Annotated in this window: 33 protein-coding genes and 1 pseudogene; 33 read left to right on the forward strand and 1 reads right to left on the reverse strand. The window is 65.6% G+C overall.

What is annotated here, in order from left to right; all coding sequences use genetic code 11:
* Nucleotides 1-6: 6 nt before the first annotated feature.
* Entirely contained in the window at nt 7-411 is a 405-nt protein-coding gene (locus tag ACWHYV_RS02285) for a helix-turn-helix domain-containing protein (RefSeq protein ID WP_447979045.1), read from the reverse strand.
* Nucleotides 412-509: 98 nt separating this feature from the next.
* On the opposite strand from ACWHYV_RS02285, the gene ACWHYV_RS02290 reads away from it, so the two are divergent.
* The 33 genes and pseudogenes from ACWHYV_RS02290 to ACWHYV_RS02450 all read left to right on the forward strand — a co-directional run bounded on the left by ACWHYV_RS02290 (nt 510) and on the right by ACWHYV_RS02450 (nt 20,776).
* Nucleotides 510-737 (forward strand): helix-turn-helix domain-containing protein, encoded by a 228-nt coding sequence (locus tag ACWHYV_RS02290; protein WP_447979046.1) that lies wholly within the window; start codon nt 510-512, stop codon nt 735-737.
* 22 nt (nt 738-759) lie between these two features.
* Complete coding sequence (locus ACWHYV_RS02295) at nt 760-984, forward strand: helix-turn-helix domain-containing protein (protein ID WP_447979047.1); 225 nt, start codon at nt 760-762, stop codon at nt 982-984.
* 77 nt (nt 985-1,061) lie between these two features.
* The gene (locus ACWHYV_RS02300; RefSeq protein WP_447979048.1) at nt 1,062-1,292 is read left to right on the forward strand and encodes a hypothetical protein; all 231 of its coding nucleotides are present in this window, start codon (nt 1,062-1,064) and stop codon (nt 1,290-1,292) included.
* Between the two features lie 2 nt (nt 1,293-1,294).
* The gene (locus ACWHYV_RS02305) at nt 1,295-1,720 is read left to right on the forward strand and encodes a helix-turn-helix domain-containing protein (protein WP_447979049.1); all 426 of its coding nucleotides are present in this window, start codon (nt 1,295-1,297) and stop codon (nt 1,718-1,720) included.
* A 28-nt stretch (nt 1,721-1,748) separates the two neighbouring features.
* Nucleotides 1,749-2,123: a conserved phage C-terminal domain-containing protein gene (locus ACWHYV_RS02310; protein ID WP_447979050.1), complete on the forward strand. Its 375-nt coding sequence runs from the start codon at nt 1,749-1,751 to the stop codon at nt 2,121-2,123.
* Nucleotides 2,120-2,641: a hypothetical protein gene (locus ACWHYV_RS02315; RefSeq protein ID WP_447979051.1), complete on the forward strand. Its 522-nt coding sequence runs from the start codon at nt 2,120-2,122 to the stop codon at nt 2,639-2,641. Before ACWHYV_RS02310 ends, ACWHYV_RS02315 begins: the two co-directional genes overlap by 4 nt.
* Nucleotides 2,634-3,173: a hypothetical protein gene (locus ACWHYV_RS02320; protein ID WP_447979052.1), complete on the forward strand. Its 540-nt coding sequence runs from the start codon at nt 2,634-2,636 to the stop codon at nt 3,171-3,173. The genes ACWHYV_RS02315 and ACWHYV_RS02320 overlap by 8 nt, the downstream gene beginning before the upstream one ends.
* A complete protein-coding gene (locus ACWHYV_RS02325) occupies nt 3,170-3,562 on the forward strand; it encodes a RusA family crossover junction endodeoxyribonuclease (RefSeq protein WP_447979053.1) in 393 nt (130 codons plus the stop codon). Before ACWHYV_RS02320 ends, ACWHYV_RS02325 begins: the two co-directional genes overlap by 4 nt.
* Nucleotides 3,563-3,580: 18 nt before the next feature.
* Nucleotides 3,581-3,877, forward strand: coding sequence for a hypothetical protein (locus tag ACWHYV_RS02330; protein ID WP_447979054.1), 297 nt, complete (start codon nt 3,581-3,583; stop codon nt 3,875-3,877).
* A gap of 41 nt (nt 3,878-3,918) precedes the next feature.
* Nucleotides 3,919-5,931, forward strand: coding sequence for a ParB/RepB/Spo0J family partition protein (locus ACWHYV_RS02335; protein ID WP_447979055.1), 2,013 nt, complete (start codon nt 3,919-3,921; stop codon nt 5,929-5,931).
* The gene (locus ACWHYV_RS02340; protein WP_447979056.1) at nt 5,928-6,104 is read left to right on the forward strand and encodes a hypothetical protein; all 177 of its coding nucleotides are present in this window, start codon (nt 5,928-5,930) and stop codon (nt 6,102-6,104) included. The genes ACWHYV_RS02335 and ACWHYV_RS02340 overlap by 4 nt, the downstream gene beginning before the upstream one ends.
* A 10-nt stretch (nt 6,105-6,114) precedes the next feature.
* Nucleotides 6,115-6,438 carry a hypothetical protein gene (locus ACWHYV_RS02345; protein ID WP_447979057.1) on the forward strand — a complete coding sequence of 108 codons (324 nt, stop codon included), beginning with the start codon at nt 6,115-6,117 and terminating at the stop codon, nt 6,436-6,438.
* Nucleotides 6,435-6,665, forward strand: a complete 231-nt coding sequence (locus tag ACWHYV_RS02350) for a hypothetical protein (protein ID WP_447979058.1) — start codon at nt 6,435-6,437, stop codon at nt 6,663-6,665. The genes ACWHYV_RS02345 and ACWHYV_RS02350 overlap by 4 nt, the downstream gene beginning before the upstream one ends.
* A gap of 289 nt (nt 6,666-6,954) precedes the next feature.
* The gene (locus ACWHYV_RS02355) at nt 6,955-7,167 is read left to right on the forward strand and encodes a hypothetical protein (protein ID WP_447979059.1); all 213 of its coding nucleotides are present in this window, start codon (nt 6,955-6,957) and stop codon (nt 7,165-7,167) included.
* 64 nt (nt 7,168-7,231) lie between these two features.
* Nucleotides 7,232-8,326, forward strand: a complete 1,095-nt coding sequence (locus tag ACWHYV_RS02360) for a hypothetical protein (protein ID WP_447979060.1) — start codon at nt 7,232-7,234, stop codon at nt 8,324-8,326.
* A gap of 5 nt (nt 8,327-8,331) precedes the next feature.
* Nucleotides 8,332-8,751, forward strand: a complete 420-nt coding sequence (locus ACWHYV_RS02365) for an ASCH domain-containing protein (protein WP_447979061.1) — start codon at nt 8,332-8,334, stop codon at nt 8,749-8,751.
* Nucleotides 8,751-8,987, forward strand: a complete 237-nt coding sequence (locus ACWHYV_RS02370; RefSeq protein ID WP_447979062.1) for a hypothetical protein — start codon at nt 8,751-8,753, stop codon at nt 8,985-8,987. The genes ACWHYV_RS02365 and ACWHYV_RS02370 overlap by 1 nt, the downstream gene beginning before the upstream one ends.
* Entirely contained in the window at nt 8,980-9,942 is a 963-nt protein-coding gene (locus ACWHYV_RS02375) for a DUF5131 family protein (RefSeq protein WP_447979063.1), read from the forward strand. Before ACWHYV_RS02370 ends, ACWHYV_RS02375 begins: the two co-directional genes overlap by 8 nt.
* On the forward strand, nt 9,939-10,313 hold the full coding sequence (locus ACWHYV_RS02380) for a hypothetical protein (RefSeq protein WP_447979064.1): 375 nt from the start codon (nt 9,939-9,941) through the stop codon (nt 10,311-10,313). The genes ACWHYV_RS02375 and ACWHYV_RS02380 overlap by 4 nt, the downstream gene beginning before the upstream one ends.
* A 400-nt stretch (nt 10,314-10,713) precedes the next feature.
* A complete protein-coding gene (locus tag ACWHYV_RS02385) occupies nt 10,714-10,920 on the forward strand; it encodes a hypothetical protein (RefSeq protein ID WP_447979065.1) in 207 nt (68 codons plus the stop codon).
* A gap of 13 nt (nt 10,921-10,933) precedes the next feature.
* Nucleotides 10,934-11,755, forward strand: a complete 822-nt coding sequence (locus tag ACWHYV_RS02390; RefSeq protein ID WP_447979066.1) for a hypothetical protein — start codon at nt 10,934-10,936, stop codon at nt 11,753-11,755.
* Nucleotides 11,728-12,237 carry a hypothetical protein gene (locus tag ACWHYV_RS02395; RefSeq protein WP_447979067.1) on the forward strand — a complete coding sequence of 170 codons (510 nt, stop codon included), beginning with the start codon at nt 11,728-11,730 and terminating at the stop codon, nt 12,235-12,237. The genes ACWHYV_RS02390 and ACWHYV_RS02395 overlap by 28 nt, the downstream gene beginning before the upstream one ends.
* Nucleotides 12,238-12,530: 293 nt before the next feature.
* On the forward strand, nt 12,531-12,794 hold the full coding sequence (locus ACWHYV_RS02400) for a hypothetical protein (RefSeq protein ID WP_447979068.1): 264 nt from the start codon (nt 12,531-12,533) through the stop codon (nt 12,792-12,794).
* A 101-nt stretch (nt 12,795-12,895) separates the two neighbouring features.
* Nucleotides 12,896-13,033, forward strand: a pseudogene (locus tag ACWHYV_RS02405) (transcriptional regulator); the annotation flags it as partial.
* A 364-nt stretch (nt 13,034-13,397) separates the two neighbouring features.
* Nucleotides 13,398-14,207 carry a DNA-methyltransferase gene (locus ACWHYV_RS02410; protein ID WP_447979069.1) on the forward strand — a complete coding sequence of 270 codons (810 nt, stop codon included), beginning with the start codon at nt 13,398-13,400 and terminating at the stop codon, nt 14,205-14,207.
* A 50-nt stretch (nt 14,208-14,257) separates the two neighbouring features.
* Entirely contained in the window at nt 14,258-14,761 is a 504-nt protein-coding gene (locus ACWHYV_RS02415) for a hypothetical protein (RefSeq protein WP_447979070.1), read from the forward strand.
* Nucleotides 14,754-16,652, forward strand: a complete 1,899-nt coding sequence (locus tag ACWHYV_RS02420) for a terminase gpA endonuclease subunit (RefSeq protein ID WP_447979071.1) — start codon at nt 14,754-14,756, stop codon at nt 16,650-16,652. Before ACWHYV_RS02415 ends, ACWHYV_RS02420 begins: the two co-directional genes overlap by 8 nt.
* 70 nt (nt 16,653-16,722) lie before the next feature.
* Nucleotides 16,723-17,151: a hypothetical protein gene (locus ACWHYV_RS02425; RefSeq protein ID WP_447979072.1), complete on the forward strand. Its 429-nt coding sequence runs from the start codon at nt 16,723-16,725 to the stop codon at nt 17,149-17,151.
* Nucleotide 17,152: 1 nt separating this feature from the next.
* The gene (locus ACWHYV_RS02430; protein WP_447979073.1) at nt 17,153-17,356 is read left to right on the forward strand and encodes a hypothetical protein; all 204 of its coding nucleotides are present in this window, start codon (nt 17,153-17,155) and stop codon (nt 17,354-17,356) included.
* An 8-nt stretch (nt 17,357-17,364) separates the two neighbouring features.
* Nucleotides 17,365-17,652, forward strand: a complete 288-nt coding sequence (locus ACWHYV_RS02435; protein WP_447979074.1) for a hypothetical protein — start codon at nt 17,365-17,367, stop codon at nt 17,650-17,652.
* 81 nt (nt 17,653-17,733) lie between these two features.
* Complete coding sequence (locus ACWHYV_RS02440; RefSeq protein WP_447979075.1) at nt 17,734-17,949, forward strand: hypothetical protein; 216 nt, start codon at nt 17,734-17,736, stop codon at nt 17,947-17,949.
* Nucleotides 17,949-19,631 (forward strand): phage portal protein, encoded by a 1,683-nt coding sequence (locus ACWHYV_RS02445; RefSeq protein ID WP_447979076.1) that lies wholly within the window; start codon nt 17,949-17,951, stop codon nt 19,629-19,631. The genes ACWHYV_RS02440 and ACWHYV_RS02445 overlap by 1 nt, the downstream gene beginning before the upstream one ends.
* Nucleotides 19,628-20,776, forward strand: coding sequence for a hypothetical protein (locus ACWHYV_RS02450; RefSeq protein WP_447979077.1), 1,149 nt, complete (start codon nt 19,628-19,630; stop codon nt 20,774-20,776). The genes ACWHYV_RS02445 and ACWHYV_RS02450 overlap by 4 nt, the downstream gene beginning before the upstream one ends.
* Nucleotides 20,777-20,804: the final 28 nt, after the last annotated feature.

The raw sequence follows: 20,804 nt of genomic DNA on the forward strand, positions 1-20,804 counted from the left end.
ACCTGACTAAGGGGCCGCGCGGTGCTTCTTTCCGCCGTGGATCGCATCCAGCAACACCTGAAACTGCGTCCGCAGACTTCTCCGGATCTCGGGCGTCCCTTCCCGGAGGAGCTCCGCGCACATCAACAGTGTGCGCTCACCCTCCTCATCCAAGCCCTCGGCGACGACGGAGAGGCGGTCGAGCCGATGGGCATCCGGATACGATTTCGATTTCTGCGGCATGGCGTCATCCAAGAGCTCACCCGGATTGACCCGAAAGTACCGCGCGAACTTGACCAGCGTGTCGTGCCGAGGGGTGAGCCCGAGCACTATATTACTCACGGTTGCGGGGGAGACGCCGACGCGGGCGGCGAGCTCCCGCGCGGTGACGCCAGTTTCTAGCAGTTTCTCAATGCGTTGCCGCAAGGTCATGGCCCACTATGAGGCATGCAAAAACCTCTTGACAAGGATTAAGCAAGTTGATAAATCGAGACTATCACGTAGGATACGCACCGACGCGACCATCCCGCATGACCTTACAGCGATCACCCAAGTCCACCTTCGATCCCATGAGCCTCGAACGTCTCCGGCGGAAACGCGGCCTGACCAGGCAGCAATTCGCCGAGCAGGGTGGGATGACTCGGCAAAACTACAGTCTCCTGATCCGGGGCAAGACACGACCCATGGTGCAGACGCTCGAACGGCTGGCGGCGGCGCACGGCGTCCCGTTCAGCTATTTTTTTACCCGCTCTGTTTAGCAAGTTGGTGAACGGAGGAGCTATGGAGACGCCAGACCTGGTCGATGCGGAGACGGCGGCGAAAGCGATCGGGGTGACGGCCGATACGCTGAAGCGCTGGGCGCGCCGTCACGAGATACCCTGCCATCGGTTCAGTCGCAAGACACTCCGCTTCAACATCGACGAAGTCATCCGCGCGCGTCTTTCGGCCGCCGCGCCGCCTGAGCGCGTGACGTTGCCCCCGCCGAAGCCGCGCCTCCTCCCATGACACGCACGTCCTCGCATGACCGGGGCAACGCTGTCCATCGGACTAAGGTCTTTGGACTAAAGACTTGGGGGGACCCGATGACGCCGCTCGACGCTCGCATCGCCGACTGCCACGAGATGTGGCTCCACGCACGGACCGACGAGGATCGAGACGCGTATGCCGCTGAGCTTCTCGGGCTCACGGATGCCCGCGCCGGCCGGCCCTGCCGCCCGGAGCAATGCCCAACCTACCAGCACCGGTACGCGATCGGCTACCGGGACGCGCTCGACATTCAGCGCATCATGATGCGCGAGGAGTCGGCCCGGTGAGCATGGCCGCCCTCACGTGGGCGTTCGAGCAGAAGCTCGAACCCGTGCAGAAGCTCATCCTGCTCGCCCTGGCGGACCAGGCGGATCCGTGGGGGCGCTGCTATCCCGGCCTGCCGAGCGTGAGCGAACGGACGGGCCTCGCCGTGGAAACCATCCGCCGGCACATCGCCCGGCTGCGGACACAGGGGTTGATGCGGGTGATCGAACGTCGGCGTGCCGACGGCAGCCGGACCACGAACGAGTACCGGCTGATGCTCCCGCACGTCGAAGTCACCTCTCCAGACCCGGTGGGGGGGGCCCCTCTGGGAGAGGGGGGGTCTGGGCTGATCAGCCCACCACCCCCCTCTGTGAGTGGAGGGGGCCCCCCTCTGCCAGTGGAGGGGGCCCCTCCCTGGGAGAGGGGGCCTCCTTATAGAACCCAAAGATGAACCCATCTCTGAACCCAAGATACAGGGGGTGGGTGCGTTTGCGTTGACGCCAGGGGGAGGGGAGGAGCGGGCGAGGATCTACAAAGACGCGGAAGACGTCCTCGCCTTTCTCAACGAACGCACCGGTCGCCAATACCCGCCGCGCGAGCCACGGACCAACAAGCCGACTGCCAACCTCGAGCTGATCGCCTCTCGCTTGAAGGCCGGCTACACGGCCGACCAGTGCCGTCAGGTCATCGTCCGCAAGGTGCACGCCTGGAAGGGGCGGCAGACGGGGGACGGGGTTCGGATGGAGGACTTCCTCCGGCCGGCGACGCTCTTCGGGCCGAAGAATTTCTCGGGCTACGTCGGGGAGCTCACGTTGCCGGCGGCGGCGGACGCGAAACGGGGAGGGCCGAGATGAGCGTCACGCTGTGCCCGGACTGCAAGAGCCACCTCCAAGACCTCGATCGCTGCGCGTGCGGCTGGATGCGTGAGCTCGCCGGCGACGGACGCCGGGGCCGCTGCGATTGGCGCAGTCATGGCCGCGCCTGCACGATGCTGGCGAACAGCAGCCGCTCGCCGCTGTGCTCGTGGCATTACCACTGGAGCACGATCGCTCAAGACGATCGGCACGAGCGCGTGGAGTTCGCCACCTGGCTCAAGAAATTCCGGCCGGGGGGCGACTATGGCCACAACCCCGGGCAGTGGTGGGCGGATGAGGACCTCCTCTGGGAATGCGTGAACGGTCTCACGATGCCGCCCAAGCGCACGGAGGAGATCGCGGTCGAGCTCCTCATGCGGGACAACGAGTACTGGTACGCGCGCCGGGGGCTCACGCCACCGCCGCACTACGCGCGCCACCGCTTGAGCGGCTATCCGCTGCCGCCGTGGTACGGGCCCGAGCTCGAGGCCGAGGCACAGGAGGTGCGGCATGGCTAAGCGCGTGTCGCTGTCCGGGGCCTACGCCGAGCGCCACTATCTCCGTCACATCCGCGATCACTTCCTGACGCCCAACGGGATCCACGTCGTGGCGCGATGGCTCGACTCGCCGGTCGAGGGGGACGATTACTTGACGGACACCGAGAAGGCGACTTGGTCGCAGATCTGCCTCGAGGACATCCTCGCGTCGCATCTGCACCTGTACTTTCCGTCCGAGCGGGTGAGCTGCGGCCGCCACAGCGACTTCGGGATCGCCTTCGGCCTGGGCAAGCCGATCCTCATCGTCGGCCCGCGCGAACGAAACATCCACCACTACCACGCGCGAATCCGCCAGGTGGAGCTCCCGCGGCTCGTCGAGGCGATCGGCGACTGCCTGGCCGCGGGACCGGCGGTGTCGCAGGACGGCGTCATGACCACCGAAGAGATCAGCGCCGCGCTCGAGGATCCGGACCCGACCTGGCATGACCAGCAGGCGCTGCTGCGACGGCTCGCGGCCTCGCATGAGGCACTGCGGCGACAGGCGTTCCGATGACCCGCACGATCCTCGTCGAGGGGGACCCGGTGCCCAAGCCGCGGATGACCAAGGCGGACAAGTGGAAGCAGCGGCCGTGTGTCGTGCGCTACCGGGCCTGGGCTGATCTCGTCCGAGCGTGCTCCGGCCGCACGACAAAGCTTCCCATGCCCGCCGGCGGGGTGATGCTGCGCGTGGAGGCCTTCTTCGGGATGCCGGAGGCCTGGGGCTCCCGCGAGCGGGAGGTGATGACGGGGAAGCCGCACCTCCTGGATCCCGACGGGGACAACCTGCTGAAGGCGGTGCAGGACGCGCTCTGGCAGGAGGACAACCGCGTGTGGGACGCGCACGTGACGAAACGATGGGATGACGGCAAAGGCGCCAGGACCATCATCACCATCACCACCTAACTGGCGCATGGAGGAAACATGGTCAGAGCCAAGTTCAAAGTGACGCGCATCGAGGCCGGGATGGGGATGCAAGCCAAACGGGATCCGGAGGGCCGGCCGCTCAAGAACGAGAAAGGCTACGGCGTGTACGCGCCAGCGGAGATCCGCACCATCGTGATGAGTCCCGTGTACAGCGACGATCCCGCCTCGGAGAACAAGCGGTTCTGGGATGCGTCGCCCTCGGGGGAGATCCGCCTCGGCACGGTGAATCCCGAGGCGTGGAAGCAGTTCGAGTTGGACAAGGAGTACTACATCGATTTCACGCCGGCCCCGTAGCTGTCGGGGAGGCCGAAACCTCTGTTGACCAGGAGGGACGAATGACCGCGCACACACAGCCGGCCGCTGACCAGGCCGGACCATCGACCCCGCCGCTGACCGGATTCTTGGATCTCCCCATCGGAGATCTCTACGAGTCGTCGACCAACCCACGGAAGTTCTACGACCAGGACGCGCTGCTCAAGTTGACCCACGATGTCGCGCGCCGGGGCATCCTGCAGCCCATCCTCGTGCGGCACCGGCCGACGGCGGACGGGCTCTACGAGATCATCGCCGGCAGCCGGCGCTTCCGAGCCGCGAAAGCCGCGGACCTCGCCACCGTGCCCTGCCGGGTCGTGCAGATGACCGACGACGAGGTCGTCGAGACGCAGGTGGTCGAGAATCTCCAGCGCGAGGACGTGCACCCGCTCGATGAGGCGGACGGCTACCACGCGATGATCACGCGTCACGGCTACGACACGGCTGCGATCGCCGCGAAGATCGGGAAGTCGGAGAGCTACGTCCTGAAGCGTCTCAAGCTCCAGGCGTTGATCACGGCCGCGAAGCAGGCGGGGTGGGCGGGCACGCTCACCGTCGGGCACTTGCTCTTGCTCGCGCGGCTGCAGCCCAAGGACCAGGAGCGGGCGCTTACGGAATGCCTCGAGAACGAGTACGGCTTCGGCTCGGGTCGTGACGCCGAGCCGATGTCCGTCAAGGCACTCGCTCGCTTCATCCAGGAGGAGATCATCCTGGACCTGACGTCCGCGCGCTGTGTGTTCGACAAGGACGATCCGAGCCTCCTGCCGGGGGCGGGGAGCTGCGTGGACTGCCCGAAGCGCACGGGCCACAACCTGGCGCTGTTTGAGGACATTGGCAAGCACGATCTCTGCACCGATCCCACCTGCTTTACCGCCAAGACGCACGCCCACTTCGAACGGCTCAAACGCGCGGCCGCCACCGAGACCAAGAACAAAGTCGTCGAGCTCTCCACCGACACCTATTTCGGCTTCGGGGAGAAGAAACCGAAGCACCTGCTGCTCAAGGACGACTGGGCGAGCGCAAAGCCCGGATCCTGTACGCACCTCGTGACCGGGGTAGTCGTGCACGGGGAGAAGAGTCTTGGGCAGACCCTCACGGTCTGTACGGACAAGCAGTGCAGCACGCATTTCAAGCGCCAGTACGGCCAGACCATGCCGGTGGACAGGCACAGTAAGGTGCCGCCGACCGCGCAGGAGAAAGCCGCTCGATCCCGGGAGCAGCGCAAGGCCAAGGTCGAGGCCGCGTACCGCCGGCTGCTCTTTGGGGCCGTGAGCGAGCGGGCGGCCATGAACGGCCTCGACACCGAGGCCCTCCGGCTGGTCGCGCGGCAATTGCTCTTCCGGACCTGGCATGAGCACCGGAAATGGCTCTGCCAAGTCCTCGCGCTCGAGCCGGCGACAGGCGGGTTCGGCAAGGATTATGAAGCGCCGCTCGAGCAGCTCGTCGCTCAGGCCGATCGCAAGGCCCTCGAGGTGTTCCTCGTGCAGCTCTGCCTCGCGGGGGATCTTCACGGGGGGTCGGATTTCCGGGGCGGCGGAAAGGATGTCCTCGAGGAGACGGCGAAGCGCTACCGGCTCGACCTGGGCGGGGTGAAGCGACAGGCCGAGGAGCTCGTTGAGGGGGAAGAAGGCCGGGCGGGCGACACCGGCCTCGGGGGCCGCGAAGAAGCCCGAGACGGGCAAGAGCCGGAAGAAGAATCTGCGGGACGCGACGATCACCGTCAACGGCAAGGCCATCGGGGCCAGTCGATCGAAGAAGACCGCGGGCGGGAAGCGCGGTGCACGTGCGCGAGCCCGACGATGAACGGGTGGGTGCGGTTCAAGTGTGCAATCGGGGCGCACGAGATGCGCGAGGCTTGGGCGGTGCTGCCCTGCGCCAGCGACTTCGACGGCCTCCCGGATCTGCTCGCGGCCGCGCTCCCGATCAAAGCCATCCGGGTCCACCAGCCCAGATTCGGGATGGTGACGTTGACCTACGACAAGTGCCGCCATTGCGGAGCCCTCGCCATGGCGGCCTCACCGTGGAGGATGCCATGACGCGAGACAACCGACACCTGACCGACGACGAGATCCAGGAGCTGCTGATTCCGCGCACGACGGAGTCGCCGGCGCCTGTCCCTCGGCACGATCTCTTGCTCAAGCTGCTGGCTTCCGGCCTGGGGCTCGCGCTGTTCATCTTCGCGATGCTGTCGGATCTGCGGATTCTCTAACGGGGGGCACATGGACGAGCTGACCACGGAGCTAGAGACCCTCGAGATGCTGCGCCTCGCCGAGCCGATGTGGGAACAGGCCGCGAAGCTCGGCTACAGCCCGGAACAGATGGTGCTGGCGGGCCTGGGGATGAGCATCGGGACGTTGGAAGCGGTGGCGCCGGAGTGGGACCGCGCCGGGTGGGAGCCGCTACCGACGAAGGAGGACGCGGCGGAGTCCGCGGTGAAGGCGATGCATGCGGGGCCTGACGGCGTCCAGCAGCTCCTCAATGCGCTCGCCTGCTGCCTGTTCCACGCGTGGCCGGCGCACCGGCGGGCGAAGGAGCCGTCATGAGGCTGGGATTTGAATTTCTCCGAATCGCCCTCCAGGCCGCGGCGCTGACCCGCGAGCTGCGGCTCATCGGTCGACGCCGGCCCTTGGGGGTGGACGATGGGCGCCTGCGTCGCCGACCGCATCAATCGAGTTCCCGGTCGCGCCGGGTCCTGAGGAAGGCCCGCCGGCGGATGGCACGCCTGAGCCGGCGCCGGAATCGGGGGATCAAAGGGAGAACGAAACGATGACGAGCATGGGGCAGGGGGGCCATGGAAGAGGTCAACAGGGGCGCGATGGTCGAGACCCCGAAGTCGCGGGGTCACGCCGGATCAACGTCGCGTCATGCCGGTCGGAAATCCGGTCCCTGCCCGATGTTGGTTCGTCCTTTGGGGCGGCCTGTCCGCCTCACCTCTGGTGAGCGTCCAGGGGCCAGCGAAAGGGCCGCGGAATGAGGCTCGTTCCGCGTGGCGAGGAGGGTCTGCCGGTCAACCCTTCCCGGCAGATCCCTCCCGCGCAATTGAGCCATCAGGAGGACCTATGTTGCTTAGCCAGCGAATTGGATTACTGACCGTGCTGCTCCTCGCGATCGGGCTGTCGGGGTGCTCGATCGGCAATCACCGGTGCGGCCCACTGAGTGCGCAAGAGTTTCGGACGTGCAAGTACGACGTCACGTGGGAGCCGGCGACGCCGGTCGCGCGGTGGTTCTCGCCGGCGACGGATCCCAGCTTGCCCGTGCCGCCGCCGCGGTAACCGTGTGGGGCGCCTGCTCGTCGGGCGCCCATTGTGTGAGTCCTGAGCGTTACGAGGGGTGTCCATGCAGATTGAAGACGTGCCGAATCGCATCCTGGCCCTGGAATCCGCGGTCGAGTCCCTGCGCGCCGAGATTCGGGCGCTGACCAAACCGGAGGGGCCGTCGGCGCCGGCGACGCCTCCGCTTGAGATGCAGGCGCAGTGGGAAACAAACCTGCTCGCCTACGGGCGGGTCCACGGAGCGGATTTGCTCGCGGCGGAGCCGTTCCTGAATTACACCGAGCCGCAGATGTACGCCTGGCGCGCGGATCACACCTACTACGACGGCCTGTGGGTGTTTCTCCAGATCGCCCAGCGCGCGGGGCCTGATCCCTGGCAGCTGTATGTGGCGGAAGCTGTCGTGCTGTATCGCGACAATTACGTGCTGAAGCATCAAGGGAAGGTCGCGGGCTACTGGAACTTCGGCCGGGGCCTCTATGAGCACTGGCGGGCCTACGATGACCCGCAGAGCCGTGAGGCGCTCCTGTTGCTCGCGAGGAACGGGCTCTACGGGCACGGGGATTTGCGGTCCACGGAGAACCCCAGCCCGACGGTCCCGAACCAGCCCGGCAGCCGCGAGGTGGCCTACAACGCGCTGACCCAAATTCTCGCGATCAACGTCGGGTACGGAGACGACCAGCAGATCGATCGCCTCTGCGAGCAGATCCTCCGCCATTTCGATCAGTGGTTCGTGGAGCGGACCGCCGCCTATGTGCGGCCCTTCATGGTGGCCTTGTCGGCCCGGTCGCTGATCACCGCCTGCAAATATGGATTCCTGCCACGGAACCGTGTGTCCTCCGTCCTCACGCTGGCGTGCGACGAGCTGTGGGAGACCTGCTGGGACGACGCGGCGCGGGCCATGCGGTACACCGATCGGCCGGATCCCGACGGCAGCCATCAGGGCGGGACGGATCCCAAGCCGGATCTTAACCTGCTGATCGCGCCGATGTACGGGTGGGTCTATCAGGAGACCCAAGACGTCCGACACCGGGAGCGCGGCGATGCGCTGTTCAACAGTGGCGTCCGCCAATCGGCCTGGCTGGCCGATCGGCGGGCCTATAAGCAATTCAACCAGGCCTATCTCTGGAGCGCCGACTACCTCATCTGGCGGGGGCGGTGAGCAGCATGAAGGCACTGACGCTCTGGCAGCCGTGGGCGAGCCTCGTCGCGTTCGGGGAGAAAAAGTACGAGACGCGCGCGTGGCCCACCACGTACCGCGGGCGCCTGGCGATCCATGCGGGGGCGCATTGGACAGTGGCACAGCGGAGGCTGTGCTGGCAGTCGGCGTTCGCGCGCGCTTTGAGCCGGCACGGCGTGGGGCAACCCGAAGACCTGCCGCTCGGCGCGGTCCTCTGCGTGGTGGAACTCCTGGACGTGGTGGAGACGTGGGGGCATCGATCTCAGGTAAGTGAGCAGGAGAAAGCTCTCGGGAATTGGGAGCGTGGTCGGTACGCCTGGCGCCTGCACGTCGTGGAGGTCTTCCGCGTGCCGATCCTCGCGAAGGGGCGCCAAGGCTTGTGGGAGTGGTCGGAGCGGAGCGTGTGATGGCGGGACCGGCGTATCTCCGCACCCTCGTCAAGAAAAATCCGGATCCCAATCGTGACGTCCACTACGCGATCACCATTGAGGACCGCCGGCCACGGCTGCCACGGCCACAGGATCATCCGGACTCGATGCGGCTGGGCGGACTACGCGGCGGCCGCGCGAAGGCCGCCAAGGCCCAGGCGAAGCTCGTGCACGCCTTCTGTGATCGGATGTTCAGGAGAGAGGACCATGGGTGACCGCTCAGCGATTGAGTGGACGGACAGTACCTGGAACCCGGTCACCGGGTGTACGCGCGTCAGCGAGGGGTGCCGCAATTGCTACATGGCGCGCGTCGTTCCGAGACAGAAGCAGGATCCGTGGACCGTCGTGCTGCATCCGGAGCGCCTTGAGCAGCCGCTCCACGGGAAGAAGCCTCGCCGCATCTTTGTCAACTCGCTCTCCGACCTGTTCCATGAGGACGTGCCGTTCGAGTTCACCGACAAGGTGTTCGCGGTGATGGCGCTGTGTCCGCAGCACACCTTTCAGGTGCTCACCAAACGACCGGAGCGGCTGCGTGCCTACAGCGAGCGGATCGCGGCCGCACCCGAGATCCTGGGCTGCCACGTTGATCCGCGTGACCGTAAGACGATCACCAAGGTCCTGCACTCATGGCCGCTCCCGAACGTCTGGCTGGGCGTGAGCGTCGAGAATCAGCGGACGGCCGACGCGTGGATCCCGCTCCTGCTCCAGACGCCGGCGGCCGTGCGGTTCCTGTCGTGCGAGCCGCTGCTGTCAGGTGTAGATCTCAAGGCGTACCTGCCACACAAGTTTAACCGCGAACCGCACTGTCCGTGGTGCGAGGACTGTATCTCCGTAAGCGGCCATGCAAGCAATTGGAGAGAAACACGTGAGGATAATCACGGCCCATTCCTCGATTGGGTCATCGTGGGGGGTGAAAGCGGACCCGGGGCGCGGCCGATGCACCCGGACTGGGCGCGGTCGATTCGTGACCAGTGCCAAGCCGCTGGCGTGCCGTTCTTCTTCAAGCAGTGGGGGGAGTGGAGGCCAGGCTACTCTCACAACCCGAAGCAGATGGCTGTTTCGGCGACACCCGGTGTCGCGGGAGTGAACGAGATTTGGATGGAGCGTGTCGGCAAGAAGGCCGCTGGCCGCGTGCTAGACGGCCGGACGTGGGAGGAGTTTCCGCGATGAACGAACCGCGAGACGATTTCGAAGAGATGACGAGATACCTCACTCATGAGGCCCGCTGGTTTGCCCTCGATTCGATGGCCTGCGTGTTCCATAACCACGGCTATGACCTGCAGGGGAACACCGAAGCGAACGATGCGCGCTGGCTTGCCGACCGCTTGAGCCGCCGCTTGGACGATCGCTCGCTAGAGTTTGGGCCGGAGGCTCGCCAGCAGGAGCTCCTCAAGATCGCGAGGGCCGCCATCCCGTGCCTTGCTGACCTAGCGGAGCGGATTGGCTGTCGTTACAGCCGGATCTCGAAGGCGATCCGCTGCATGGAGACAATTTCCCGCGAGCAGGCCAGGCAGATGCAAGAACAGAAGAGGCATGGCTGATCGTGAGCTCGCAGCGCGCCGACCTTGATCAATTGGCTGGTATTGCACCGGAGCGATGGAGTGACACTTGACGAAGGCCGGAGTCGGTTTCTCGCTGTTACCACACGGTTATTTGCTGCTTGGTCCACACATAGGAGGCGCCATGCACCTTGGCTCTTACCCGCACAAGTCCCGCCGTTCTTCGAAGACCCGATGCCTGGTCGCCGTCCGTTGTATCGCTATGATCCTACTTTTGTGTGCTGGGACAAGCGTCGGAAGTGGGAATATCGCCCGCGCGCAAAACCCCTCCCCACCGAGCGTCGTCGGTAAGAACTGCACCGTCTCTTGGGAGCATGCTGGCGCGCCGGATCTCGCCGGCTTTCGGCTCTACAAGACGTTTGCGGGGCAACCCGAGCCAAGTGTGGATCTACCGGCTGATGAACGCGAGGTTCCGTGCTCGGGCGCCGGTATCGCGAAAGAGGGGAGTTGGACCATCCAGATGACGGCGTTCGACACGGCGAAGAACGAAAGCGCCAAGTCTGCTCCAGTCAGCTTCACACAAGACCTCACCGCGCCGTTACCACCAGGGCTGCGGATTCAGGCGACGTTCACGGTCACCATTCCGTAGGCGAAGGGGCTTCATGACATCGACCGACGTCGTCAAAGCTCTCCGCGATCGTTTCCCCAAGCAGGAGTACGCTTTCCTGCCGCAGGTGCGGAACGGCACCGGCTTCTCGAAGATGCCTCGGACCGCGGATGTCATGGTGATGGGGTTATGGCCGAGCCGCGGCCTCGAACTCCAGGGCTTCGAAATCAAGGTGCACCGGGGCGACTGGCTGCGCGAGAAGCGGAATCCCGAGAAGGCCGAAGAGATCGCTCAATACTGCGATCGCTGGTGGATCGTCGCCGACGATGCCACTGTAGTGCAGAAGGAAGAAATGCCGCCTGGGTGGGGGCTGCTGGTTTTGGATGGGGGCAAGCTGCGGGTCAAGAAAGAGGCGCCCAAGCTGAAGGCCAAACCGATCACCCGCGAGTTCTTGGCCGCCATGCTGCGGAAGGCGCAAGAAGTGATCGTCCCACGTGCGGAGATCGAACGGGAGCTCCGTGAGCAGTACGACGCTGGCCTGAAGGACGGGGCCGAGAGTGCGAAACGCTCCATGCAATACGACCTCAATCGCTACGAGGACCTGAAGCGATACGTGAAGACCTTCGAGGAATCGTCTGGCGTGTGTATCTCTGCTGCCTGGAACGCGGGAGAGATCTGCCAGGCCGTCAGGTTTCTGCTGAATGGCGGAGTCGAGCAGTACAACCGGGAATTGATGGAGCTGAGGGATAAGGCGGCGGCCATCACCACTGCGATCGATCAGGCGCTGCGCGCCAGTACGTGTGAGCATCTTACCTCTGAGAGTCAGGCCAGGGTGGGTGAGGAGGCGGATTGTCCTGCGGCAAGTGCGGTGGACTGATCCTCGGGATCTTCGAGGAGGGGGCGCTGTATCGCTGCGCCATCTGTGGTCGACGGGGGCTGACGAGGACCGAGGTCGAGGCGATACCACAGGAGAGGGAGCACATGGCTAGCGCACAACAGCTAAGTGAGGAGCAGGGACGGGACGAGCCGGCTGCACAAGGGGAACCACGCCGGCGGCGCCGTGGGCCTCCATCCAAGGAGACACGGGAGAAGATCTCGCGATCGCTGACGGGAAAGCGGAAGCGAGGACGTCCCAGGAAGAGTGTTCCACTACTCGAGGCAGAGCACGGCGGTGTGGTCAACGAGGCAGGGCAGGGAGGCGCGCCCTCGCCGATCGAAGCAGTCAGGGGGATCGAAGCGTTGATAGAAAAGCTCCAGGACCGACGCGCCAGGCTGGCAACACAACTTGATGATCTCGATCAGAAGATCGAGCAGCTCCGGGAAGCGAAGGGCGTAGTGGTCACGGTGGCAAGTACATAGCCCTATAGCGGCTACAGCACGCACATGGGGCCCCAGGGGCAAGGTTCATGCCGCGGGTCCTTCCTGAGCCGCCGCCACGTGCGGGGCGCGCTGGGCGCACTTTTTGAGTGACCGCATAAAAGTTTTATGACTGGTCGGATACTAAATTCCAGAAGAGGCTTTTGGCCGTTCATCTGGCGCGTCAAGACGCGGCATCCGGAGTGGTACCGACAGCGGTGCCGGATCGTGGCGCGTGGCGCGCTCAACTCGGTGCTGGTGCAATTCCCGGATGGGTTCATGACGGTGACCAGCGGATGGAACGTTCGCAAGCAGAAGGGATCATCGCAATGAATTGCCATGCCTGCGGGGACGATCTCGAGGGCTTCCCATCATACGGGGGGCTGTGTCTCGACTGCGCGATGGAAGCTGATGGCTGGTGCGCGAACGCGCCGGGCGAGGCGACGTGCCGGGTCTGTGGCTGTACCGAGCTCGCCGCCTGCCCGGGCGGTTGCGTCTGGGCCGAGCCGGATCTCTGCAGCCGGTGCGTGCGAATAGAAGAGGAGACCGACGTCGCATGAAGCATTCGCTCAAGGCCCTGCCGGCGCCGGAGAATCGGACGTGGAAGATCACCGAGGTCGCGATCGAGAAACTGAAGCCGGCGCCGTACAACCCGCGCGAGATGTCGGCCGACGAGATGGCTGCGCTCAAGCGCTCGATGATGGAGTGGGGCTGCGTGGATCCGCTGATCGTCCAGCGCAGCACGCATCTGGTGATCGGCGGGCATCAGCGGCTGACGGCCGCCCAGGAACTTGGCTGGAAGCGGCTGCCGGTCGTCTACGTCGACATCACGGACGCCAGCGCCAAGGCGCTCAATATCGCGCTGAACAAGATCGGCGGGCGATTCAACGAGGCGAAGCTCCGCGACCTGATGAAGATGCTCGACAAGACCGGCATGGACATGACCATCACCGGCTTTCTCGAGGTGGATCTCAAGAAGCTGCTGGCCGATCCGCCGAGGCTCGAAGAGGAGCGCGGGCCCGCCGATACCGTCCTGCCGCCTCCCTCCAAGCCGCGCACGAAACCCGGTGATCTGTGGATCCTCGGCTCGCACCGCCTGTTGTGCGCGGACTCGACGGTGGCCAAGAACGTCGATCTCCTCATGGGGGGGGGCCAAAGCCTCCATGGTGCACACCGATCCACCCTACGGCGTCAGCTATCAGGCGCCGAGCGGCAAGCACAAGCCGATCCGCAACGATCATCTCCGAGACGACGACCTGGTCAAGAGGATCCTGATCCCGGCCTTGCGACTCGCCGTCCGGCACACGCTGAGCACGGCCGCATTTTACATCTGGCACGCCTCGTCGACCCGGGAAGATTTCGCCTACGCGATGAAGGCCGTCGGCCTCGTGGAAAAGCAATACATCATCTGGGACAAGGGGCAGTTCGTGTTGGGGCACGCCGATTATCAGTGGGCGCATGAGCCCTGCTTCTATGCCGGCAAAGATGGGGAGCAGACGGCTTTCTACGGTGACCGGAGCCAGGCTACGATCTGGAACATCTCCGCAACCACGGAGAAGGCGGTCATCACCGCGATCGGCAAAGGCCTCCAGCTCGTGGACGGCGCCGGCGGCCGCCTCACGGTCCTGCCTCGCAACAAGACGAAGAACAAGCTCCGGGTCATTCGCCTGGAAACCGGACAGATCCTGCAGCTCGCAGAGAGCGGGGCTCAGAGCACCGTGTGGAAGGTGCAGCGCGACAGCGACCCTGAGCATCCGACTCAAAAGCCCGTCGCCTTGGCGCAACGCGCGATCGACAACTCCAGCCAACCGGGGGACATCGTCTACGATGGCTTCCTGGGCTCTGGCTCGACGCTGATGGCGGCCGAGTTTTCCGGACGTCGATGCTTCGGGATGGAGCTCGAGCCGCGGTATTGCGATCAGACGATACGGCGATGGGAAGAGTTCACCGGCGAAAAGGCACAAAAGCAGTAGCGCGCCGGCCAGGCCGGCCGGTCAAACCGCCACCGACTGACCACGCGTATGTGTCCAGTCTCCGCGAGCTCGCCGGCGCCCTGGGGATCCCATACACGACGATCGCCGTCCACCGGCGGAACGGTCTGCCGGCCGAGCCGGACGGCAAGTTCCACGTAGAACGGAGCCGCCAGTGGATCGCCGACTATAAGGCCAAGGGCGCAGGCGGGGCGGACGGCAAGGGGAACGAGTGGGACGAAGAGCTCAAGAAGGCCAAGGCCCAGAAGGCCATGCTCGATCTCGCGCAGAGCCTGAGCAAGGTAGTCGAGAAGAGCAAGGTGATCGAAGCGCAGGTCCTGCACGACCTCGAGATCAAGCAGGCCCTCATGACGTTTCCACGGGACGTCGCGCCGCGCCTCTTGGGCTGCGGCATTCGGGAGATCGAGGCCATTCTCACCGAGCGGATCTTCGGCATTCTCCGGAAACTCTCGCGCGATGAATACAAGGCGTGGGTGGACCGGGCCGAGCAGATTCTCAAGGACGCCGGGTTGTTCGAGGTGAGCGGCAATGCCTGAGATCGACTTCAAGCGCGAGCACTGGGAGCCGGAGCCGCCGCTGACTGTGAGCCAGTGGGCGGACAAGAACCGCGTGCTCACGAGCCTCGCTGGCGACGCCGAGCCGGGGCCCTGGGTCACCGACCGCACGCCGTATCTCCGAGAGATCATGGACTCCCTCTCGGACCCGGACGTCGAAGAGGTCACGCTGCAGAAGGCGACTCAGGTCGGCGGGACTCAGGCGGCGCTCAACTTCATCGGCTACGCCGTCGAGCACGATCCCTCGCCGACGATGGTAGTCCTCCCGCGAGATGAAGACGCCAAGGCCTGGGGCGCGAAGCGGGTCAAGACCATGGTCCAGTCCTCGCCGGCGCTGCTGCAGGAGACCACCGGCAAAGAGGACGATCTGGCGGGGAAGCTGTTCAAGTTCCGCCGCATGTGGGTGAAGCTCGCCGGCGCCAACTCGCCGGCCGATCTCTCGAGCGATCCGATCCGGTTCGTGATCTTCGACGAGACGGATAAGTATCCGCCCTTCTCCGGTCGCGAGGCCGATCCCATCAAGCTCGGCGGAGAGCGGACGCGCACGTTTCCCTACACGAAGAAGCTCTTCAAGCTCAGCACGCCGACGACCTCGCGCGGGTACATCGCGCGCGACTACCAGCGGAGTGACAAGCGCCGCTTCAATGTGCCGTGCCCACACTGCGGCACCTATCAGCCGCTGGCGTTTAGCGCCGAGTACGGGCCCGGGGGCGGCGAGATCGTCTGGCCGGACGGGGCCGAGTCCATCGAGATCAAAGCCCAGCGGCTGGCCAAATACAAGTGCGGCCACTGCCACGAGCTCATCCCGGAATCCTGCAAGCTGTCCATGCTCGCAAAGGGCGTCTGGTGTCCAGAAGGCTGCACCGTGGATCTCCACGGCACCGTGCACGGCGAGTCGCGGAACGCGCGCCACCGCGGGTACCACCTCTCCGCGCTCTATTCTCCGTGGGTCTCCTGGTCGGATATCGCCGCGGAGTTCCTGGACACGAAGGATGTGCCCAGCGAGTTCATGAACTTTGTCAACTCCATGCTCGCCGAAGTGTGGCGCGAGAAGGTCAAGAAGACCACGGAGGACTACCTCCGGTCTCGACGCGAGCCCTATCCGATGGGCGTAGCCCCGGCCGGCACCCTCGTGCTGACCGCCGGCATCGACGTCCAGGAGGGCTACTTCGTCTACGTGCTGCGTGGCTGGGGCTTCTATGAGCGCTCGTGGTTGGTCCGGTACGGCCGGGCGGAGACCAAGGAGGAGCTCCTCCACGTGCTGTTCGCGACCCAATACGAGGTGCGGGGCGCGCAACCGCTCATGGTCCGCCTGGCTTGTATCGACTCGGGGTACAAGACCGACGACGTGTATGCGCTCTGCCGCCAGCGGCTCGAAGTGCTCCGGCCCGTCAAGGGGCAGCAGCAGCTCTCCGGCATGCCGTACCGGGCGTCACTTATCGACAAGGACGCCCGGGGTCGGTCGATCCCGGGTGGCCTGACGCTCTGGCACCTGAACACGACCTACTACAAGGACAAGCTCAATCGGTTGATCCACAGTGAGCCCGGGGCCTCGAGCGAGTGGAGCCTGCCGGAGGATATCGCGGACGAGAGCGAATACTTCCGCCAGATGACGGCCGAGCACAAGGTGCTCGTCAAGGACAAGCGCAGTGGCCGGATCGATGAAGAATGGCAGCTCGTCTCCGACGGTCGCGCGAATCACTACTGGGACTGTGAGACCTACAACGTCGCCGCGGCCGACATGCTCAAGGTCTACTTGCTGCGGCCGGCCGGGTCCGTGGAGACCTATCGGCCGAAGTCCTCGACCGGATGGTTGCGCCGCGACGGGGGAGGACGCGAGCGCCCTGGCGGGGGCGGATGGATGAAGCGATGAGCATCACAGAAAGGGGGAAGCGATGAACGTGCCGATCATCGGTGAGGAGACTGAGCATCGGATGTGTCCCATGTGCGGAACAAAGGTCGCACAGCACGGGATCCTCCGCGAAGAGATCGCGAAGGAACGAGCGCTGGTCCAGGGCTTCGGGCCGTTGATGGATATTGACATCCTGGTGATGGGTCGTACCGGAAAGCCAGCCTTGAATCGGGTCAAGGGGTATCGGCTCACGCTCCCCGGATGGGAGTCGGTCGAGCTCTGGCTGCACCGGCCTGAGGTGACCGACCCGGTCACCGGCCACTACCATCAGGACATCTTCTGCTGGAACATCACGCTCGCCGAGACCGGGCACATCATGGCGGGCCCGGAGGCAACCATCGAGTCGGTGATCCAGAGCTTTTACGCGCGCGCGGGATCCCGATTTGAAGAGTCAGAGCGATTCAGCAAGGCGCTCGAACGCGGCCGGCTGCAGCGTGCCGGCGCCGAGCTGGAGGCCTGACATGTGGTGGGGCTTGACGATGATCGGGGCCACGCTCTTCATCCTCGTGCTCATGGGGAAGAACGGCCTGCTGAAGGGCCGGCTCGCGGTGCTCGAGCGCGAGAACGCCCGGCTCAAGGGCCGCGTTGAGCAGCTCGAGCGCGAGAGCGGATCGGGTCGCTGTCCCATGGCGCGGTACGACACGGTCAAGGTCCACCTCAACTGAGCCTGGCTGTGACCTGGAACGACCGGCGTCGGAAGGGGTGGATCCGCGAGCGCCCACGCACCGCGCCGCCGGCCGCCCCGGAGCCCAAGCCGCCGGGCCCGCTCGTGATTCCCGCGCAACCAACCTTCTCCGAAGCCGACGTCGCCTATCTGCTGAACAAGCAGCAGTCGCTCGTGCAGTGGTGGATCACGAACGGGAAGCTCGACAGCCGTCTCGACTTCCGGGGCCGGCGGTACGTCACGCGCGAGGAGCTCGTCGCCTTCGTCCAACGGTACCTAGGATTGACGGTGTCCTAAAGCAATCACCCCCTCGCCTGTAGAAAACTACAGTCAACCATCTTGTCCGCTGGCGTGGTTCAGAGTATTTGACCACGCCCAATGGCGACACCCGACTACGAAGCCCTCCGCACCGCGGCCGAGCAAGCCTACAAGGACCTCATCACCGGCAAGATCCGCTCGTACACGATCAACGGCCGCACCGTCACCTATCACGATCCCTCGGCCCTGCTCGACGAAATCACGAAGCTCAACGCGCTGATCGCCGGACAGACGGGCGCGCGGAACTTCGCCGGCTTCTCGCGGAGGCCGAGCTGATGACGCGCGGCCAGCGGATCGAGCGGGAGCGCCGGTACCAGCAGAGCCAAAGCTGGCCGGCTCGACTCGGACAGGCCCTCGATCGTGCCATTCTTGCCGTGGCGCCGGCCTGGGGCATCAAGCGGCTGCAGGCCAGGACTGCGGCCTCCCTGCTGAGCGCCTACGTGGGCGCCGAGGGCGGCCGACTCCGGAAGGACTGGAGCGCGCTCGGGGCCTCCGCCGACGCCGATATCTTGAACGACCTGCCGACCCTCCGGAATCGGAGTCGCGACCTCAACCGCAACAACGCGCACGCGGCCGCCATCACGAACGCCGTCGTCGTCAACGTCGTCGGCTCCGGGATCCGCCCGCAAGCCCGTCCTGATGCTCAGGCCTTGGGCCTCACCCCCGATCACGCTCGCCGGTTCACGCGTCAGGCCGAGCGCGCGTGGCGGCACTGGGTGCCGTGGGCCGATTCGCAGGGCCGCCTCAGCTTCTACGGCATCGAGAGCCTCGTCCAGCGCCAGATCCTCGAGAACGGCGAAGTGCTCGTCCTCCCGCTGATGGTGAAGGACGAACCCTGGCGGCCCTTCTCGCTTGCGCTCGAGGTCATCGAAGCCGATCGCTTGGAGACGCCGCCGGAGAAGCGGAGCGACCTGAATATTCGGGACGGGGTCGAGCTCGGCGCGCGCGGCCAGCCGGTCGCCTACTGGATCCGCAAGCGCCATCCCGGGGACCTGTTCCTCGGTCGGCCCGGTGCGCGCCTCGCTCAGTCCGCCGAGTACGTCCGCTATCCCGCGTTCAACGCCGCCGGCCGCCGGAACGTCTTTCACCTCTACTGGATGTTGCGACCGGGGCAGACGCGCGGCGTCCCGTTCTTCGCCCCCACCATGGCCATGTTCAAGGACTTGGCCGACTACATGGAGGCCGAGCTCGTCGCGGCGCGTGTGGCCGCCTGCTTCGCCGCGTTCGTGAAGAAGAACGATCCCATGGGGTCCGCGCTCGCGAACGCGACCGGCACCACAGAGCAGGGGCAGCGGGTCGAGGAGCTCGAGCCGGGGATGATCGACTACCTCCAGCCCGGGGAGGACGTGGTCTTCGCGAACCCGAACCGGCCTGGGGGCACCTACGAACCGTTCCTCCTGTCGATCCTGCGCGCCATCGGCTCGGCGCTGGGGCTCCCGCTCGAGCTCGTGCTCAAAGACTTCTCCAAGGTCAATTACGCGAGCGCCCGCGCCGCCATTCTGGAGGCTCGGCGCTTCTTCAAGGGCTATCAGGAATGGCTCGCGCAGAACCTCTGCCAGCCGATCTGGGAGATGGTCCTCGAGGAGGCCTGGCTGCGGGAGCGGCTCGACGCTGTGAACCTGTTCGGCGACGAGCGCGAGGACTGGATGCGGACGCGGTGGATCGCGCCGGGGTGGGGCTGGGTCGACCCCGTGAAGGAAGTCACCTCATCCAAGCTCGCCATCGAGAACAACCTCTCCTCGCTCGCCGATGAGTGCGCCTCGCAGGGCCGCGACTGGGAGGAGGTCCTGGAGCAGCGCCAGCGCGAGGTGGAACTGATGCGGGAGTTGGGAGTGCCATCGGGAGCCGCGCCCGGGCCAGCACCGGCCGCGCCGACGCCGTCGACCGAGGACGAGCCCGAGCGGGAGCGCGAGGACCCGGACCAGGAGACTCAGCCGGAAGAGGAGGCCGTGCGATGACCCTCGACGAGCTGCTCGACCACGAACTGCGGCTGGGGCTGACCGCCACCTGGTGTCGCTCCGATCTCGCGACCGGGGTGGAGCTCAAGGACGGGAAGCCCCGCGTCGATCGGGAGGCGCGAATCATCTACGGCTTCAGCGTCGTCACGAAGAGGCCGGCGCTCGGGCACAACATGCTGATCGATGACACCACGCTCGATCAGGTGGTGGAGCACGGGAACAAGGCCAAGCGGGGCATCAAGGCCCGCTTCGATCATCCGAACGCGAGCTCCACGAGCATGGGGACCACGATCGGGCGCGCGGTGAATTTCCGGCGTGACGGCAATCGCGTGCGCGCGGATCTCCACCTGCTCGCGGCCACCGCCAGTGCGCCGGGCGGCGACCGCGCCGAACATGTCCTGGATCTGGCGGAGGAAGCACCGGATCTCTTCGGGGCCTCGATGGTCTTCGAAGGCGAACACGAAATGCAGAAGAACGAGGACGGGAGCCAGAAGACGGACAGCAAGGGGCGGCCGCTCCCCAAGCTTGCGCGCGTGTCCAAGCTCTGGGCGACCGACGTCGTCGACGAGCCGGCCGCGAACGCCGGGGGCTTCTTGAGCGCGGAGAGCAGCCTCGCCGCGAAGGTGACGGGGTTTCTCAATCGATGGGCCGAGCACGATCTGCTCCCGAAGGTCTCGGCGATGTTTGCTCAACTCACTACACGCATGGAGGCACTCATGAGCGAGTCGACAGCACAGACATTCTCGCAGGAGGACATCAACAAGGCCCGCGCCGAGGGACAGAAGGCCGAGCGGGAGCGGATCGCCGGGGTGCAGAAGGCGCTGTTGAGCGTCTGGGGCTCGGCCGAGAAGGTGCCGGCCAGCGAGCGGGCGGCCGAGGCCGAGCTGATCGCCATGGGGGCCTCGGTCGACGAGGCCGAGCGCACCTTCAAGCTGCGAAAGCTGTCTGTGATCCAAGCGGCCGCGCCGCCGAGCTCCGGGGGCTCCGTGGAGACCTCGGTTGGCGAACTGACCGAGGAGCAGCGCTGGGAGCGGGACTGGGAGAGCCAGGCCGAGCTCCGGACCGAGTACCCGAGCAAGGAGGCCTTCCTGGCCTTCAAGCGCCGCGAGGCGCAGGCGCCGAAGACCAAGCCGGCCAAGAACTGAGCGGCCGAGGCCCGATAAGAGCGACTCA

Source organism: Candidatus Nitrospira bockiana (assembly GCF_965152565.1).

Excerpts from the sequence above, each read along its gene's own strand:
- ACWHYV_RS02285 (WP_447979045.1), bottom strand. The coding sequence starts at position 411 with ATGACCTTGCGGCAACGCATTGAGAAACTGCTAGAAACTGGCGTCACC.
- ACWHYV_RS02290 (WP_447979046.1), top strand. The coding sequence starts at position 510 with ATGACCTTACAGCGATCACCCAAGTCCACCTTCGATCCCATGAGCCTC.
- ACWHYV_RS02295 (WP_447979047.1), top strand. The coding sequence starts at position 760 with ATGGAGACGCCAGACCTGGTCGATGCGGAGACGGCGGCGAAAGCGATC.
- ACWHYV_RS02300 (WP_447979048.1), top strand. The coding sequence starts at position 1,062 with ATGACGCCGCTCGACGCTCGCATCGCCGACTGCCACGAGATGTGGCTC.
- ACWHYV_RS02305 (WP_447979049.1), top strand. The coding sequence starts at position 1,295 with ATGGCCGCCCTCACGTGGGCGTTCGAGCAGAAGCTCGAACCCGTGCAG.
- ACWHYV_RS02315 (WP_447979051.1), top strand. The coding sequence starts at position 2,120 with ATGAGCGTCACGCTGTGCCCGGACTGCAAGAGCCACCTCCAAGACCTC.
- ACWHYV_RS02320 (WP_447979052.1), top strand. The coding sequence starts at position 2,634 with ATGGCTAAGCGCGTGTCGCTGTCCGGGGCCTACGCCGAGCGCCACTAT.
- ACWHYV_RS02325 (WP_447979053.1), top strand. The coding sequence starts at position 3,170 with ATGACCCGCACGATCCTCGTCGAGGGGGACCCGGTGCCCAAGCCGCGG.
- ACWHYV_RS02330 (WP_447979054.1), top strand. The coding sequence starts at position 3,581 with ATGGTCAGAGCCAAGTTCAAAGTGACGCGCATCGAGGCCGGGATGGGG.
- ACWHYV_RS02335 (WP_447979055.1), top strand. The coding sequence starts at position 3,919 with ATGACCGCGCACACACAGCCGGCCGCTGACCAGGCCGGACCATCGACC.
- ACWHYV_RS02340 (WP_447979056.1), top strand. The coding sequence starts at position 5,928 with ATGACGCGAGACAACCGACACCTGACCGACGACGAGATCCAGGAGCTG.
- ACWHYV_RS02345 (WP_447979057.1), top strand. The coding sequence starts at position 6,115 with ATGGACGAGCTGACCACGGAGCTAGAGACCCTCGAGATGCTGCGCCTC.
- ACWHYV_RS02350 (WP_447979058.1), top strand. The coding sequence starts at position 6,435 with ATGAGGCTGGGATTTGAATTTCTCCGAATCGCCCTCCAGGCCGCGGCG.
- ACWHYV_RS02355 (WP_447979059.1), top strand. The coding sequence starts at position 6,955 with ATGTTGCTTAGCCAGCGAATTGGATTACTGACCGTGCTGCTCCTCGCG.
- ACWHYV_RS02360 (WP_447979060.1), top strand. The coding sequence starts at position 7,232 with ATGCAGATTGAAGACGTGCCGAATCGCATCCTGGCCCTGGAATCCGCG.
- ACWHYV_RS02365 (WP_447979061.1), top strand. The coding sequence starts at position 8,332 with ATGAAGGCACTGACGCTCTGGCAGCCGTGGGCGAGCCTCGTCGCGTTC.
- ACWHYV_RS02370 (WP_447979062.1), top strand. The coding sequence starts at position 8,751 with ATGGCGGGACCGGCGTATCTCCGCACCCTCGTCAAGAAAAATCCGGAT.
- ACWHYV_RS02375 (WP_447979063.1), top strand. The coding sequence starts at position 8,980 with ATGGGTGACCGCTCAGCGATTGAGTGGACGGACAGTACCTGGAACCCG.
- ACWHYV_RS02380 (WP_447979064.1), top strand. The coding sequence starts at position 9,939 with ATGAACGAACCGCGAGACGATTTCGAAGAGATGACGAGATACCTCACT.
- ACWHYV_RS02390 (WP_447979066.1), top strand. The coding sequence starts at position 10,934 with ATGACATCGACCGACGTCGTCAAAGCTCTCCGCGATCGTTTCCCCAAG.
- ACWHYV_RS02400 (WP_447979068.1), top strand. The coding sequence starts at position 12,531 with ATGGAACGTTCGCAAGCAGAAGGGATCATCGCAATGAATTGCCATGCC.
- ACWHYV_RS02410 (WP_447979069.1), top strand. The coding sequence starts at position 13,398 with ATGGTGCACACCGATCCACCCTACGGCGTCAGCTATCAGGCGCCGAGC.
- ACWHYV_RS02420 (WP_447979071.1), top strand. The coding sequence starts at position 14,754 with ATGCCTGAGATCGACTTCAAGCGCGAGCACTGGGAGCCGGAGCCGCCG.
- ACWHYV_RS02425 (WP_447979072.1), top strand. The coding sequence starts at position 16,723 with ATGTGCGGAACAAAGGTCGCACAGCACGGGATCCTCCGCGAAGAGATC.
- ACWHYV_RS02430 (WP_447979073.1), top strand. The coding sequence starts at position 17,153 with ATGTGGTGGGGCTTGACGATGATCGGGGCCACGCTCTTCATCCTCGTG.
- ACWHYV_RS02440 (WP_447979075.1), top strand. The coding sequence starts at position 17,734 with ATGGCGACACCCGACTACGAAGCCCTCCGCACCGCGGCCGAGCAAGCC.
- ACWHYV_RS02445 (WP_447979076.1), top strand. The coding sequence starts at position 17,949 with ATGACGCGCGGCCAGCGGATCGAGCGGGAGCGCCGGTACCAGCAGAGC.
- ACWHYV_RS02450 (WP_447979077.1), top strand. The coding sequence starts at position 19,628 with ATGACCCTCGACGAGCTGCTCGACCACGAACTGCGGCTGGGGCTGACC.